9 protein-coding genes are annotated in these 14,633 nt (G+C 63.2%); 7 read left to right on the top strand and 2 right to left on the bottom strand.

What is annotated here, in order from left to right; all coding sequences use genetic code 11:
- Positions 1–133: 133 nt before the first annotated feature.
- Entirely contained in the window at positions 134–2,509 is a 2,376-nt protein-coding gene (gene ppsA, locus PSEEN_RS08125) for a phosphoenolpyruvate synthase (RefSeq protein ID WP_011532997.1), read from the bottom strand.
- Between the two features lie 181 nt (positions 2,510–2,690).
- Between ppsA and ppsR the strand changes: the two genes are divergently transcribed.
- Entirely contained in the window at positions 2,691–3,509 is an 819-nt protein-coding gene (ppsR, locus tag PSEEN_RS08120) for a posphoenolpyruvate synthetase regulatory kinase/phosphorylase PpsR (protein ID WP_011532996.1), read from the top strand.
- 199 nt (positions 3,510–3,708) lie between these two features.
- Here ppsR and PSEEN_RS08115 read toward each other — a convergent pair whose 3' ends face one another.
- The gene (locus tag PSEEN_RS08115) at positions 3,709–8,574 is read right to left on the bottom strand and encodes an NAD-glutamate dehydrogenase (RefSeq protein ID WP_011532995.1); all 4,866 of its coding nucleotides are present in this window, start codon (positions 8,572–8,574) and stop codon (positions 3,709–3,711) included.
- A 271-nt stretch (positions 8,575–8,845) separates the two neighbouring features.
- Between PSEEN_RS08115 and PSEEN_RS08110 the strand changes: the two genes are divergently transcribed.
- The 6 genes from PSEEN_RS08110 to PSEEN_RS08090 all read left to right on the top strand — a co-directional run bounded on the left by PSEEN_RS08110 (position 8,846) and on the right by PSEEN_RS08090 (position 14,375).
- Entirely contained in the window at positions 8,846–9,199 is a 354-nt protein-coding gene (locus PSEEN_RS08110) for a hypothetical protein (protein WP_011532994.1), read from the top strand.
- A gap of 317 nt (positions 9,200–9,516) precedes the next feature.
- On the top strand, positions 9,517–10,227 hold the full coding sequence (locus PSEEN_RS08105; RefSeq protein ID WP_011532993.1) for a FadR/GntR family transcriptional regulator: 711 nt from the start codon (positions 9,517–9,519) through the stop codon (positions 10,225–10,227).
- 103 nt (positions 10,228–10,330) lie between these two features.
- Complete coding sequence (gene lhgO, locus PSEEN_RS08100) at positions 10,331–11,524, top strand: L-2-hydroxyglutarate oxidase (protein ID WP_011532992.1); 1,194 nt, start codon at positions 10,331–10,333, stop codon at positions 11,522–11,524.
- A gap of 45 nt (positions 11,525–11,569) precedes the next feature.
- Entirely contained in the window at positions 11,570–12,898 is a 1,329-nt protein-coding gene (locus tag PSEEN_RS08095; RefSeq protein ID WP_011532991.1) for an MFS transporter, read from the top strand.
- A gap of 654 nt (positions 12,899–13,552) precedes the next feature.
- The gene (locus PSEEN_RS26010; protein WP_011532989.1) at positions 13,553–13,849 is read left to right on the top strand and encodes an Imm53 family immunity protein; all 297 of its coding nucleotides are present in this window, start codon (positions 13,553–13,555) and stop codon (positions 13,847–13,849) included.
- Between the two features lie 145 nt (positions 13,850–13,994).
- Complete coding sequence (locus PSEEN_RS08090; protein WP_158020234.1) at positions 13,995–14,375, top strand: hypothetical protein; 381 nt, start codon at positions 13,995–13,997, stop codon at positions 14,373–14,375.
- Positions 14,376–14,633: the final 258 nt, after the last annotated feature.

Raw genomic sequence — 14,633 nt, 5'->3', positions numbered from 1 at the left:
AAATGCAGGAGCGGGCTTGACCCGCGATCTGGCCAGACCAGACGACCGAGGCGTCCGCACTGGCGCTATCGCGGGGCAAGCCCGCTCCTACAGGGTCCGCAGCGGGAGCGCAACAGCGCTCCCGCCGATCACATCAGGCCGCGCCCTGGCCTTCGGCCAGGAAGAACCAGGTTTCGAGCACCGAGTCCGGGTTCAGCGACACGCTCTCGATACCCTGCTCCATCAGCCACTTGGCGAGGTCCGGGTGGTCCGACGGGCCCTGGCCACAGATGCCGATGTACTTGCCGGCCTTGTTGCATGCCTGGATGGCGTTGGCCAGCAGCTTCTTCACGGCCGGGTTACGTTCGTCGAACAGGTGGGCGATGATCCCCGAGTCGCGGTCCAGGCCCAGGGTCAGCTGAGTCAGGTCGTTGGAACCGATGGAGAAGCCATCGAAGAACTCGAGGAACTCCTCGGCCAGAATGGCATTGGACGGCAGCTCGCACATCATGATCACACGCAGGCCGTTGTCGCCGCGGGCCAGGCCGTTCTCGGCGAGCAGGTCGACGACCTGGCTGGCCTCGCCCAGGGTGCGCACGAACGGCACCATGATCTCGACATTGGTCAGGCCCATGTCGTTGCGCACGCGCTTGAGCGCGCGGCACTCGAGTTCGAAGCAGTCACGGAACGATTCGCTGATGTAGCGCGAGGCGCCACGGAAGCCCAGCATCGGGTTTTCTTCTTCCGGCTCGTACAGCTTGCCGCCGATCAGGTTGGCGTACTCGTTGGACTTGAAGTCCGACAGGCGCACGATGACCTTTTTCGGGTAGAAGGCCGCGGCCAGGGTGCTGATGCCCTCGACCAGTTTCTCGACATAGAAACCGACCGGGTCGTCGTAGCCGGCGATGCGCTTGTCGACGCTGTCTTTGAGCTCAGGCGGCAGGCCGGCGTAGTTGAGCAGCGCCTTGGGGTGCACGCCGATCATGCGGTTGATGATGAACTCCAGGCGTGCCAGGCCGACACCGGCGTTGGGCAGCTGGGCGAAGTCGAAGGCGCGGTCCGGGTTGCCGACGTTCATCATGATCTTGAACGGCAGCTCGGGCATGGCGTCCACCGAGTTCTGCTTGATGTCGAAGCCCAGCTCGCCTTCGAAGATGAAGCCGGTATCGCCTTCGGCGCAGGAGACGGTGACGCCCTGGCCGTCCTTCAGCGCCTGGGTGGCGTTGCCGCAACCGACGACCGCCGGGATGCCCAGTTCACGCGCGATGATCGCCGCATGGCAGGTACGGCCGCCGCGGTTGGTGACGATGGCGCTGGCGCGTTTCATCACCGGTTCCCAGTCCGGGTCGGTCATGTCCGAGACCAGCACGTCGCCCGGCTGGACCTTGTCCATTTCCGAGACGTCGTGGATGACGCGGACCTTGCCGGCGCCGATGCGCTGGCCAATGGCCCGGCCTTCGACCAGCACGGTGCCCTTTTCCTTCAGCAGGTAGCGCTCCATGACATTGGCGCTGGAACGGCTCTTCACGGTCTCGGGGCGGGCCTGGACGATGTACAGCTTGCCGTCGTCACCGTCCTTGGCCCACTCGATGTCCATCGGGCGCTGGTAGTGCTGCTCGATGATCATGGCCTGCTTGGCCAGTTCATTGACTTCGGCGTCGCTCAGGCAGAAGCGCGCGCGATCAGCACGGTCGACTTCGACGGTCTTGACCGAACGGCCAGCCTTGGCTTCTTCGCCGTAGACCATCTTGATGGCCTTGCTGCCCAGGTTGCGGCGCAGTATCGCCGGGCGACCGGCCTGCAGCGTCTGCTTGTGGACATAGAATTCGTCGGGGTTGACCGCGCCCTGCACGACGGTTTCACCCAGGCCGTAGGCGCCGGTGATGAACACCACGTCGCGGAAACCCGATTCGGTATCAAGGGTGAACATCACGCCGGCGGTGCCGGTTTCCGAGCGGACCATGCGCTGCACGCCAGCGGACAGGGCGACCAGCTTGTGGTCGAAGCCCTGGTGCACGCGGTAGGCGATGGCGCGGTCGTTGAACAGCGAGGCGAAGACTTCCTTGGCGGCGCGGATGACGTTGTCGACACCGCGGATATTGAGGAAGGTCTCCTGCTGGCCGGCGAAGGAGGCGTCAGGCAGGTCTTCGGCGGTGGCCGAGGAGCGCACGGCAACGGCCATGTTGTCGTTGCCCTTGGACATTTCGGCGAAGGCCGTACGGATTTCCGAATCCAGGCGCGCCGGGAATTCGGCTTCCATCACCCACTGGCGGATCTGCGCGCCGGTCTTGGCCAGGGCGTTGATGTCGTCCACATCCAGGGCGTCGAGCGCCGCATGAATGCGGTCGTTCAGGCCACTCTGCTCGAGAAAGTCGCGGTACGCCTGGGCCGTAGTGGCAAAGCCGCCCGGCACCGACACGCCGGCACCGGCGAGGTTGCTGATCATCTCGCCGAGGGATGCGTTCTTGCCCCCCACATGCTCCACATCATGGACGCCGAGCTTATCGAGGGAAACTACGTACTCTACCAAGGTGATCTCTCCACTAACTGTATTGGAAAAGCTCAAGGGCGCCCGCCTGCCGGTTTTGCGACTGGGCCGGGACGCTTGTGGCCTGGACCTGGAAAATAAGTGAGAATGCCAAACGACCCTGTTCGGCAAACCGAACCTATCATATCCAGAAATATTCGGCAGCTTAAGGCCCCAGGTGCAAATGAAACGAACTGCGTTCTTCATCTCCGACGGTACCGGCATCACCGCAGAAACGCTGGGCCAGAGCCTGCTCGCTCAATTCGAGAGCATTCCGTTCAACAAATTCACCCGCCCCTACATCGATACGCTGGACAAGGCCCGCGCCATGGTCCAGCAAATCAACGCCGCGGCCGAGCGCGACGGGGTGCGCCCGATCATCTTCGACACCATCGTCAACCAGGACATCCGTGAGGTCATGGCCACGTCCAATGGCTTCATGATCGACATCTTCTCGACGTTTTTATCCCCGCTCGAGCAGGAATTGACCGCCCATTCGTCTTATTCCGTGGGTAAATCCCACTCGATCGGCGGCAACTCGAACTATATGGAGCGCATCGAGGCGGTCAATTTCGCCCTCGACAACGACGATGGCGCGCGCACCCACTACTACGACAAGGCCGACCTGATCCTGGTGGGCGTGTCGCGTTGCGGCAAGACCCCGACCTGCCTGTACATGGCCATGCAGTTCGGCATCCGCGCCGCCAACTACCCGCTGACCGAGGACGACATGGAGCGCCTGCAGTTGCCGGCGGTGCTGAAGAAGCACCACAGCAAGCTGTTCGGGCTGACCATCGACCCCGACCGCCTGACCGCCATCCGCCACGAGCGCAAGCCCAACAGCCGCTATTCGAGCTTCGCCCAGTGCGAGTTCGAGGTGCGCGAGGTGGAGAACCTGTTCCGCAAGGAAAACATCCCCAACATCAACTCCACGCATTTCTCGGTGGAGGAGATTTCGGCGAAGATCCTGGTGGAGAAAGGTGTGGAACGGCGTTTCAAGTAACACACTGCCCCCTGTGGGAGCGGCCTTGTGTCGCGAAAGGGCCGCATAGCGGCCCCAGCAATATCAGCTTGATGCACAAATCCTGGGGCTGCTTCGCACCCCTTTCGCGACACAAGGCCGCTCCCACAGAAATTGGGCCAGCAGATATGAAAAAGCCCCGGCATCGCTGCCGGGGCTTTCTTTTACTTCAATGCAAGGCTCAGGACGGAATCACCACCGCCTGCCCGCTCATCGCCAGATCGACCAGCTCGCGGTTGGCCACCGCGTACATCGCATAGTCGGTACCGGTGGCGTTGCGCAGATCATCGAGCATGGCGCGCCAGCGCTCCACCATCACCCGATGCTGCTCGCACCACAGTGCCACCCGGGCGTCCATGTCGTCCGGCGCGTCGGCCATCTGCAACACGGAGATGGTGATCGCCCGCTGCTGCAGGTCGATATCGTCGCGGAACGCCTCGCGGGCCAGGGCCTGCCAGTTGTTCTCCACCGGCAAGTTGCTGATTTCCTGCAGGTACCAGGTCAGGTCCAGCGAGCTGCCCACGGCGAAGAACGCCTTGGCCACTTGCGCCGGATCGTGGCCGGTAACGTCCGAGGCCTCGATGATCGGCAGCAGGGTATACAGGTGGGTGGTACCCGCAACCATGCGCGCCAGCAATTCCGGCACACCGGCCTCGACGAAGCCCTGGTAGCGGACCATCCAGCGCTCGCGGGTCGGGCCTTCCAGCAGCTCGTCGAGCTTGAGCCCCAGTTGCGCCAGCACCGGCCCGAAGTGGGCGACGTCACGACCGGCGTCCTGCTCGTTACGGCGGCTACGCAGGAACCAGCGGGTGGCACGGCGGCCCAGGCGCATCAGTTCGTCCATCAGCGTCAGCTGGATCTCGGCCGGGACCTGGTAGTCCAGCGCCTCGATCTGGCGGAACCAGTGCGGCAGGTGGAAGATGTCGCGCACGATCACATAGGCGCCGGCAACGTTCGCCGGGCTCATGCCGGTGGACTCCTTCAGGCGCTGCACGAAGGTGATGCCCATGTTGTTGACCAGGTCGTTGGCGATCTGGGTGCTGACGATCTCGCGTTTCAGGCGGTGACGGCGCATCGAATCGGCGAACTTGCTCACCAGCGACGGCGGGAACGCGGTCTCCATGTCACGGGTGAGGTAGTCGTCGTCCGGCACCAGCGACTTGAGCAGCTGCTCCTTGAGGTCGATCTTGCTGTACGAGATCAGCACCGACAGCTCGGCGCGGGTCAGGCCCTGGCCGGCGGCCAGGCGCTCGGCCAGTTGCTCCTCGGTGGGCAGGAACTCGATGGCGCGGTCCAGCTTGCCACGGGCCTCGAGATCAGCCATCAGGCGCTTGTACTCGGCGATCCGCTCGCGGGCGCGGCGGGCCGCCAGCGACAGCGCTTGCGTCTGCTTGTAGTTGTTGCCCAGCACCAGGCCGGCGACTTCGTCGGTCATGCTGCCCAGCAGCTGGTTGCGCTGCTTCTCGGTCATGTCGCCACCCTGCACAACTTCGTTGAGCAGGATCTTGATGTTGACCTCGTGGTCGGAGCAGTCCACGCCGCCAGCGTTGTCGATGAAGTCGGTGTTGGTGGCGCCGCCGTTCAGGCCGAACTCGACACGACCCAGCTGGGTCATACCCAGGTTGCCGCCCTCGCCCACCACCTTGCAGCGCAGCTCGTTGCCGTTGACGCGCAGGGCGTCGTTGGCCTTGTCGCCGACATCGGCATGGCTCTCGGTGCTGGCCTTGACGTAGGTGCCGATACCGCCGTTCCACAGCAGGTCGACCGGTGCCTGCAGCAACGCGTGCAGCAGCTCGGTTGGCGTCAGGCGGTCGGCTTCGATGGCGAAGCGTTCCTTCATCTGCGGGCTGATGGCGATGCTCTTGGCGCTGCGCGGGAAGATCCCGCCGCCTTCGGACATGATGCTGGTGTCGTAGTCGCTCCAGGCCGAGCGCGGCAAGTCGAACAGGCGCTTGCGCTCGACGAAGCTGGTGGCCGGGTCCGGATTCGGGTCGATGAAGATGTGCAGGTGGTTGAACGCTGCCACCAGTTGCAGCTTGTCGGACATCAGCAGGCCGTTGCCGAATACGTCGCCGGCCATGTCACCGACACCGACCACGGTGATCGGGTCTTCCTGCACGTTGATGCCGCGCTCGCGGAAGTGGCGCTGCACGCCCACCCAGGCGCCACGGGCGGTGATGCCCATCTTCTTGTGGTCGTAGCCGGCCGAACCGCCCGAGGCGAAGGCGTCGCCCAACCAGAAGCCGTAGTCGATGGCAATGCCGTTGGCGATGTCGGAGAAGGTCGCGGTGCCTTTGTCCGCCGCCACCACCAGGTACGGGTCGTCGTCATCGTGACGGACAACGTTCAATGGCGGCACCACGCCACCGTCCTTGAGGTTGTCGGTGATGTCGAGCAGGCCGCTGATGAAGATGCGGTAGCACGCCACGCCTTCGGCGGCGATCTCGTCACGGCTGCCACCCAGCGGCAGGCGGCGCGGCAGGAAGCCGCCCTTGGCGCCCACCGGCACGATCACCGAGTTCTTCACCTGCTGGGCCTTGACCAGGCCAAGCACTTCGGTGCGGAAGTCCTCTTCGCGGTCCGACCAGCGCAGGCCGCCGCGGGCGACGTTGCCAAAGCGCAGGTGCACGCCCTCGACCCGTGGCGAATAGACGAAGATCTCGAATTTCGGCACCGGTTTCGGCAGCTCGGGGATCAGTTTCGGGTTGAACTTGAAGCTGAAGTACGACTTGTTCTGACCGTTGGCGTCCGGCTGGTAGAAGTTGGTGCGCAACGTCGCCTTGATCAGGTCCAGGTAACGGCGCAGGATGCGGTCCTCGTTGAGCACCTGGACCTCGTCCAGGGCGGTGAGGATCGCCTGCTCCAGGCGCTGCTGCTTGTCGTCCAGGTCGTCCTGGGTCAGCTTGCGCGCCAGGTAGAAGCGGGTCTTGAACAACCGGGTCAGTTCGCGGGCGATGTCGGTGTGGTTGTTCAGGGTGCTGGCGATGTAGCCCAGGTCAAAGCCCAGGCGGATTTGCTTGAGGTAGCGGGCGTAGGCACGCAGCAGCGCCACGTCGCGCCATGGCAGGCCGGCAGTCAGCACCAGGCGGTTGAAGGCGTCGTTCTCGGCGTCGCCCTTGACGATATGGACGAAGGCGTCCTGGAAGGTGTCGTTGAGCTGCTGGATGTCGAGGTTCAGGCCTTCGCTGTAGGTGAAGGCGAAGTCGTGGATCCAGAACTCGCGACCACTGGCGTGGCGCAGACGGTACGGGAACTCACCGAGCACGCGCAGGCCGAGGTTTTCCAGGATTGGCAGCACGTCCGACAGCGCCAGGGGCGTATCGGCGTGATACAGCTTGCAGTGCAGCTGGCGCTCACCCAGTTGCGTAAGCGGCTGGTAGAAGCTCATGGCCAGCGGCTTGGTTTCCGACAGGTTGAGCACGTGCTGCATGTCGACCACCGCCGAGTGCGCGGCGAAGCGCTCGCGGTAACCGGCCGGGAAGCCTTTGGGGAAGTCGGCCAGGATATTGGTGCCGTGGGCTTCGCCGAAGTTTTCCACCACCAGCGCCGAGAAGTCGTCCTGCCACGAGCGGCAGGCCTGGATCACTTCGTTTTCCAGTTGCTGCAGATCGATGTCGATGCGGTTCTTCGGGTCGACACGCAGGATCAGTTGCACGCGGGCCAGCACCGACTCGGAGAAGAAGGTCCAGAACTCGCAGTCGGTGGCCTTCAGGCGCTCCATCAGCACCTGCTGGATCTTCTGCCGCACTTCGGTGGAGTAGATCTCGCGCGGCACATAGGCCAGGCAGTAGCAGAAGCGGCCGTACGGGTCCTTGCGCAGGAACACGCGGATCTTGTTGCGCTCCTGGATCTGCACGATCGACATGGCGGTGCTGAACAGCTCGTCGACCGGGGTCTGGAACAGGTCGTCGCGCGGCAGCACTTCGAGCACCTGGGCCAGTTCCTTGCCCAGGTGGGCTTTCGGGTCGAAGTGCGAGCGACGCTCGACTTCGGCGACCTTGCCACGGATGTAGGGGATGGTGTGCACGCTCTCGCCGTACACCGACGAGGTGTACAGGCCCATGAAGCGGCATTCCTTGGTCACGTTGCCGTCTTTGTCGATCTGGCGGATCGACACGTAGTCCGGGTAGGCCGGGCGGTGCACGCGGCTCGGTTGCGAGGCCTTGGCGAACGACAGCAGGCGCGGCTCGCGCAGGTAGGCGACGGCGTAGTCCTCGATGCGCAGGTCATCGGCGCCCAGGCCCGCCCGCAGCAGACGTGTCAGGCCGAGGAACGAGCCCTCGTCATAGACCAGGTGGCCGCCGGTGGCGTCGGAGGCGACGGTGAATTCTTCATAGCCGAGGAAGGTGAAATGGTTGTCCAGCAGCCACGACAGGAAGCTCTTCACCTCGGCCTTGTCGCTCTGCGCCGGGCCGAAGGCGTTCTGCTCCACCAGCTCCAGCAATTCGCGGATCTTGGCCTTCATCGGCTCGAAGTCGGCGACCACGCCGCGCACCTCGGCCAGCACCTGCTCCAGCTCTTTGGTCAGCGTGGTCAGTTCGGCGGCGTTGGCGCAGCGGTCGATCTCCAGGTACATCAGCGACTCGTGGCTGACGCCTTCGCCCTGGGTGCCCTTGGGCAGCAGTTCGACCAGTTCGCCCTTGCTGCCACGGCGCACGCTGAGCACGGTGGTCTGCAGGGTGTGGATGCTGTAGCCACGGCGGTTGAGTTCGGTGCGCACCGAGTCGACCAGGAACGGCAGGTCGTGGTGCAGCACCTCGACCACGGTGTGCGTGGACTGCCAGCCGTGGCGTTCGTAATCAGGGTTGTAGACCCGCACCTGCGGGTGCTGGGGGTCGAAGCGCTCGATGATGCGCCAGGCGGACAGCGTGCAGCCGGCCAGGTCCGACAGCCTGCGCTGGGTGAGTTCGTCCAGAGAGATGATGCCGAAGAACTGTTCGGCGAACAGCGCCACTTGTGGCAGGGACTGCTCGCTGATGTGCTGCGCCAGGGCCGCCTGCAGTTGATGCTGGAAGTCGGCTTTGCTGGCTGCGGTGAAAAACGCCATCTGTGGTACTCCGCTTGGGCTTTGTTATAGGTGAAGCGTCGCATGCGTCCGCCACGTACGGATCAACGATAGCCAACCCGCGGCAAGCCGGACGGTAAAACCAGGCGTTGGACATGAGCGTCATGTCCACCGACTGGGGAGCTTAACGACTGAACGGTCACCGCGGCTTGCAGCGCTGCGACATATTCGGTCAAGGGGCGGTAACTTTACGTTTATCGCGGCGGTCAAGGCTGTCAGAATTCCCGTTCATTTCCATTGACCCGAGCCGCCCATGCAACTGAAAACCGCCCTGCTCTTCGCCACCCCCTGCGACGACGAGGAAGACAACATGGCGACCCTGTGCTGCCACAGCGACAAGGGCCAGATGTTCCTGCTGACCCGTTACCCGGACGAGGACACCGTCGACCTCACCCTGGACGACGAGCCTTCGACGCTGGATGGGCTGAAGGTGACCCTGAGCGCCGAGCGGCTGCTGATCGAGGTGGCGGCCGGGGATCGTGATGCGCTGAAGGGGGATGAATCGCTGGAAATCATCCTGACGTCTGCTGGCAGCGACCTGGAGGAAGTGGCGCTGACCTTGCGCAATATCCTCGACGGGACCGGGACGTTCGTGTCCGAGGTCTGAGCCCAGCACATCGCCCGTGTAGGAGCGGCCTTGTGTCGCGAAAGGGCTGCGCAGCAGCCCCAGTATCTCGGCAGCGAAGCAGAAATTGCCGGGGCCGCTGTGCGGCCCTTTCGCGACACAAGGCCGCTCCCACAGGGATCGAGCCAGTCTCAAGACTAGCGCCGCACCTGTAGGAGCCGGCCTTGCCGGCGAAGGGGCCAGTGCAGCCAGCACAAGACAGTTGCTCCCACAGGGCCCGCGCAAGCGTCCAGGAGATTGACAGGCCACTATCGACACAGGCATTGTCTGACAACCTGACTAACAAGAAACCACTTTCCATGCTCGAGCTCCAGCGCCCCGACACCCTCGTCGAGCGGGTCGTCAGCGCCATCCGCGGCGAAATCGATGCCGGCCGCCTGGCCGCCGAATCGCGCCTGCCCACCGAACAGCAACTGGCCGAACAGCTGAACGTCAGCCGCTCGGTGGTGCGCGAGGCCGTGGCGCAGCTCAAGGCCGACGGCGTGCTGATCGCCCGCCGCGGGCTTGGTTCGTACATCTCGCAGACGCCCAGCGGCACGGTGTTCCGCTTCCCCGGCAGCCAAGGGCGCAAGCCGGACCTGGTGCAGATGTTCGAGATGCGCCTGTGGATCGAAACCCAGGCCGCCGCCATTGCCGCCCGCCGCCGCGACGCCGATGATTTGCAGCGCATGGCCGCTGCCCTGGAGACCATGGAAGGCCAACGCAGCGACTTCGCCACCGCCTCGGCCGCCGACGTGGCCTTCCACCGCGCCATCGCCGAAGCCAGCAAGAACGACTACTTCGTCGCCTTCCACGATTTCCTCGGCGGCCAGCTGGCCGCCGCGCGCCGCACCGCCTGGGAAAACTCCGCCACCCCCTCAGTGAGTGGTTCGGCCGACGCCCTGCGCGAGCACCGGGCGCTGTACCTGGCCATCGCCGACGGCGACCGGCAGGCGGCGGCCGCTTGTGCCGAAGCCCATCTACGCGCCTCGGCCAAACGCCTGAAGCTCGACCTTCCCGCCCTCGACTGACCCCGGAGAACCTCATCGCAACCTGGCGAGGTTTTCACACGCACTAATTAGTCTGACAACCTGATAAGCAGATCCACCGACAAGAACACCAAGGTACCCCTGCATGACCTACGACTACTGCATCATCGGCGGCGGCATCGTCGGCCTCGCCACCGCCATGGCCCTGCTCGAGCAGCGCCCCGGCGCTTCGCTGCTGGTCCTCGAGAAGGAAGCCAGCCTCGGTCGCCACCAGACCGGCCACAACAGCGGCGTGATCCACGCCGGCATCTACTACGCCCCCGGCAGCCTCAAGGCCGACCTGTGCAAGCGCGGCGCCCAGGCCACCAAGGACTTCTGCAGCGAGCATGGCATCGCCTTCGAGGTGTGCGGCAAGCTGCTGGTGGCCTCCAACGACCTGGAGGTGCAGCGCATGCAGGCGCTGTATGAGCGTTCGCAGCAGAACGGTTTGAAGGTCGAGCGCCTGGATGCCGGCGCGCTGCGCGAGCGGGAACCGAACATCGTCGGCAAGGGCGCGCTGTTCCTCGATGCCACCGGCATCGTCGACTACACGCAGGTGTGCGACGCCATGGCCAAGGTAATCCAGCAGGCCGGTGGCGAGCTGCGCCTGTCCACCACGGTGCGCGCCATCCAGGAGCACGCCGACCACGTCACCGTCACCAGCGACAGCCACACCTGGCGCGCCCGCCAGCTGGTGGCCTGCGCCGGTTTGCAGTCCGACCGCCTGGCGCGCCTGGCCGGGGTGAAGATCAATCACCAGATCATCCCCTTCCGTGGTGAGTACTACCGCCTGCCGGCGAGCAAGAACCAGATCGTCAACCACCTGATCTACCCGATCCCCGACCCGGAGCTGCCGTTCCTCGGCGTGCACCTGACGCGGATGATCGACGGCAGTGTCACCGTCGGCCCCAACGCGGTGCTGGGTTTCGGCCGGGAGAACTACCGCAAGTTCTCGGTGAACTGGCGCGATGTCGCCGAGTACGCGCGCTTCCCCGGTTTCTGGAAAACCCTCTGGAACAACCTCGGCTCCGGCACCGCCGAGATGAAGAACTCGCTGTTCAAGCGTGGCTACCTGGAGCAATGCCGCAAGTACTGCCCATCGCTGGAGGTCGAGGACCTGCTGCCCTACGAGGCCGGCATCCGCGCCCAGGCGGTGATGCGCGACGGCACCCTGGTGCACGACTTCCTGTTCGCCGAGACCCCGCGCATGGTCCACGTCTGCAACGCCCCGTCGCCGGCCGCCACCTCGGCCATCCCCATCGGCCAGATGATCGCCGAGAAGATCCTCAAGGCCCGCTGAACATCCGCTGCACCCACAACTACAAAGACAATAAGGAAACCTTCGATGTCGGTACACGAGGCGGCCCTGGCCGCGACCGAAACGCCCGAACAGCAACGCAAGCGCCTGCGCAAGGTGGCGGCGGCGACCATCTTCGGCTCGATGCTGGAGTGGTACGACTTCTACCTCTACGCCACCATGGCGGCGATCGTCTTCTCGAAGATCTTCTTCGACCCGAGCAACCCGGCGGTGGCCTCGCTACTGGCGTTCTCCACCTTCGCCATCGGCTTCATCGCCCGCCCCTTCGGCGGCGTGCTGTTCGGCTACCTGGGCGACCGTTTCGGGCGCAAGCAGGTGCTGGTGATCACCTTCTGCATGATGGGGGTGTGCACCGCACTGATCGGGCTGATCCCGGGCTACGCCAGCATCGGTATCTGGGCGCCGATCCTGCTGGTGATCATCCGCATCATCCAGGGCCTGGGCGCCGGCGCCGAGCTGTCCGGCGCGGCGGTGACCTCCTACGAGCACGCCAGCGAAGGCAAGCGCGGCAGCCAGGGCGCCTGGCCGGCGCTGGGGCTGAACCTGGGCCTGCTGCTCTCGTCGCTGACCGTGTACCTGCTGACCATGAACGGCAACGAGTTCCTGCTCGCCGGTGGCTGGCGCATCCCGTTCATTGCCAGCATCGTCCTGGTGGCCGTGGGGTTGTGGGTGCGCAAGAGCATTCCCGAGACCCCGGACTTCAAGGAACTGGACAAGGCCGACGACAAGCCGCAGGTGTCGCCGCTGAAGCTGCTGTTCAAGAACGACCTCAAGGGCCTGGCCGTGGTGTTCTTCGTGGCCGTGGGCTACAACGCCCTGAGCTACATCTTCAAGACCTTCTCGCTGGCGTACCTGACCCAGTTCAAGGGCGTCGAAGCCCATGTCACCTCGCTGTCGGTGACCCTGGCCAGCCTGGTGGCGATCTTCGCCGTGCCGTTCTTCGGCTGGCTGTGCGACAAGTGGAGCAGCAAGACCGTGCTGATGCTGGGCGGGGTGCTGTCGGCGCTGTTCGCGTTCCCGTTCCTGCAACTGCTGTCGACCGGCGAGCCGATGATGATCTACCTGGCCATCGCTGTGGGCACCGGGATCCTGGCGCCGATGATGTTCGCCCCGCAGGGGTCGTTCCTCAGCCGGCAGTTCCCGACCCAGACGCGCTCGTCCGGGTTCGGCACCGGGCGTGAGATCGGCACCGCCGTGGCCGGCGGCCTGGCGCCACTGGGTGGGCTGGCGTTGGTGGCAGGGTCGGCGACCCATTCCACCGATGGAGTGGCGTTGATCCTGGCGGTGGCCGGCGTGCTGGTAGTGGTGTTCGCATGCTTTGACCAAGGGTGGCGGCATTCGAAGTCGAAGAACTGAGCCCCGTTACAGAAGCCCCGCTCCCCGTAGGAGCCAGCCTTGCTGGCGAAGGCCACACCGCGGTCCCGCGTCGGACCCGGTTCGCCAGCAAAGCTGGCTCCTGCAGCTGCGGTGCGCGATCCCTGCGGGAGCGGGCTTGTCCGCGCGAGGATGGCGCTATACTCCTTGGCTTGGATCAACATCTCCGATGACAGGCACAATGATGCCAACCTAAAAACTCAGAATAAAGCGTACAAGACGCGGATGCACAGACATAGAAATCGCCAAGAAGCCCCTGAACATTGAAAAAACCTACAATGAATTTTTGACCAACCCAAAAACCTACGAAGACTTGGATAAATGCCTTGCAGACGTATGCCTCAGGACAATCACCAAGGCAGGGGCGGACCTCTCGAATTTCAACCCCCCTCTACAGAACAACGTATAGCAATGGAACACCCTTCCTCGATGGCAACCCAATCTCCTCAGCAAAAGACATCATAAAAAAACGAACGCTACGTGTAATAATCGAGGGCTGTACCCACGATTTTTCCACCTACACAGAGTCATGTGGGCATGGCACGGAGACCGTCTTGACAGACGGCATAGACGACTTGGAAAAAATCAAAAACCATATAAACACCTGGTGCTCACAATAGGCAAGCAACCCCACAAATGAACGACTTGATCGAAGCACTGCAAGATTGGTATGCCCGCCAATGCAACGATACCTGGGAGCACTCATTTGGCGTTGAAATTTCCAATATCGACAATCCAGGTTGGAAAATCAAAATCACTGGCGCAAGCAAAAGAAGCATTCTAAATACCCGCATTGACAGAAACGAAACAGACTGGATAAACATCAACGCAGACGACACGTCATTTAACGCGTATGGCGGCCCGCCAAACCTGCAAGAGCTGCTGGAGGCTGCCGTTAATTGGGTTCACACCGCTAAAAACCCAGATGAATGACGTAGGGCGCCTTCGAAATGCGTGCACCACAACCTATGCGAACCCAAGAAAAATGTTCAACTTGAAAGCCAGGCTTGACACATTCAGAGCCGATGACGGCAGTGCATGCTTCACACAATGCAGCCTGAGCTTCGGAGATGTGACAGTGGGTGACTATGACCAACTCATGCTGGCAGGTGCTCTTGAAGGTGCCCTCAAGGATCTATTCAACCGAATTCAGCATAATGAGCCGATACACTGGGCAGCTGACCAACTAAAGGTCCGCGCACAGGAAATCGAGGCAGACATAAGAAATTCCTACCTACCCATTGGCGTAGAAAGTTTCGATGGCGATTTCGTAGGTTTCATAAAAATCGATGACCGCGAGCGCATGGTGGTGAGGCCTTGGGGAGAAAAGGAACTATTGCTAATGGATATCAGCAAGTCGGTATACATAGCGTTCATGCGTGACCTCAGAAAAACCTTGGCTGAGCAATGTAAGGCGCTGGGATTGGATCTTGATCGGGGCTCAGCCCTTATGGAGTGAATCGAGACAAAACCTGCCGCCCCATGAGCATGATCTCGCCCTCGCTACCGTTTGCTTAGCTGGAGCGCCACTGCGGCACGGTGATGCCTCGGCGGGGCGAGCCCATACATTGGAGCCGATTCATCCGCGATGCACCGTGCGGACGGTGCTTGATCTGCATGGCGCTGCAAGACTATCGCCGAATACCCGTCAGCCACTGCGCCCCCGTTCAGCACACCCCGCCTCCCTGCTTTACACGATTTTTGCAAACCTCCATTG

This window comes from Pseudomonas entomophila L48 (assembly GCF_000026105.1).
Taxonomy (GTDB): domain Bacteria; phylum Pseudomonadota; class Gammaproteobacteria; order Pseudomonadales; family Pseudomonadaceae; genus Aquipseudomonas; species Aquipseudomonas entomophila.
Note: the sequence above shows the minus strand (reverse complement) of the source record. Positions and strands in the feature narration are given on the sequence as shown.

What these genes read in the sequence shown, in the direction of transcription:
- PSEEN_RS08110 (WP_011532994.1), top strand. Translation starts at nt 8,846, where the DNA reads ATGCAACTGAAAACCGCCCTGCTCTTCGCCACCCCCTGCGACGACGAG.
- ppsR (WP_011532996.1), top strand. Translation starts at nt 2,691, where the DNA reads ATGAAACGAACTGCGTTCTTCATCTCCGACGGTACCGGCATCACCGCA.
- PSEEN_RS08095 (WP_011532991.1), top strand. Translation starts at nt 11,570, where the DNA reads ATGTCGGTACACGAGGCGGCCCTGGCCGCGACCGAAACGCCCGAACAG.
- PSEEN_RS08105 (WP_011532993.1), top strand. Translation starts at nt 9,517, where the DNA reads ATGCTCGAGCTCCAGCGCCCCGACACCCTCGTCGAGCGGGTCGTCAGC.
- PSEEN_RS08115 (WP_011532995.1), bottom strand. Translation starts at nt 8,574, where the DNA reads ATGGCGTTTTTCACCGCAGCCAGCAAAGCCGACTTCCAGCATCAACTG.
- PSEEN_RS26010 (WP_011532989.1), top strand. Translation starts at nt 13,553, where the DNA reads ATGAACGACTTGATCGAAGCACTGCAAGATTGGTATGCCCGCCAATGC.
- lhgO (WP_011532992.1), top strand. Translation starts at nt 10,331, where the DNA reads ATGACCTACGACTACTGCATCATCGGCGGCGGCATCGTCGGCCTCGCC.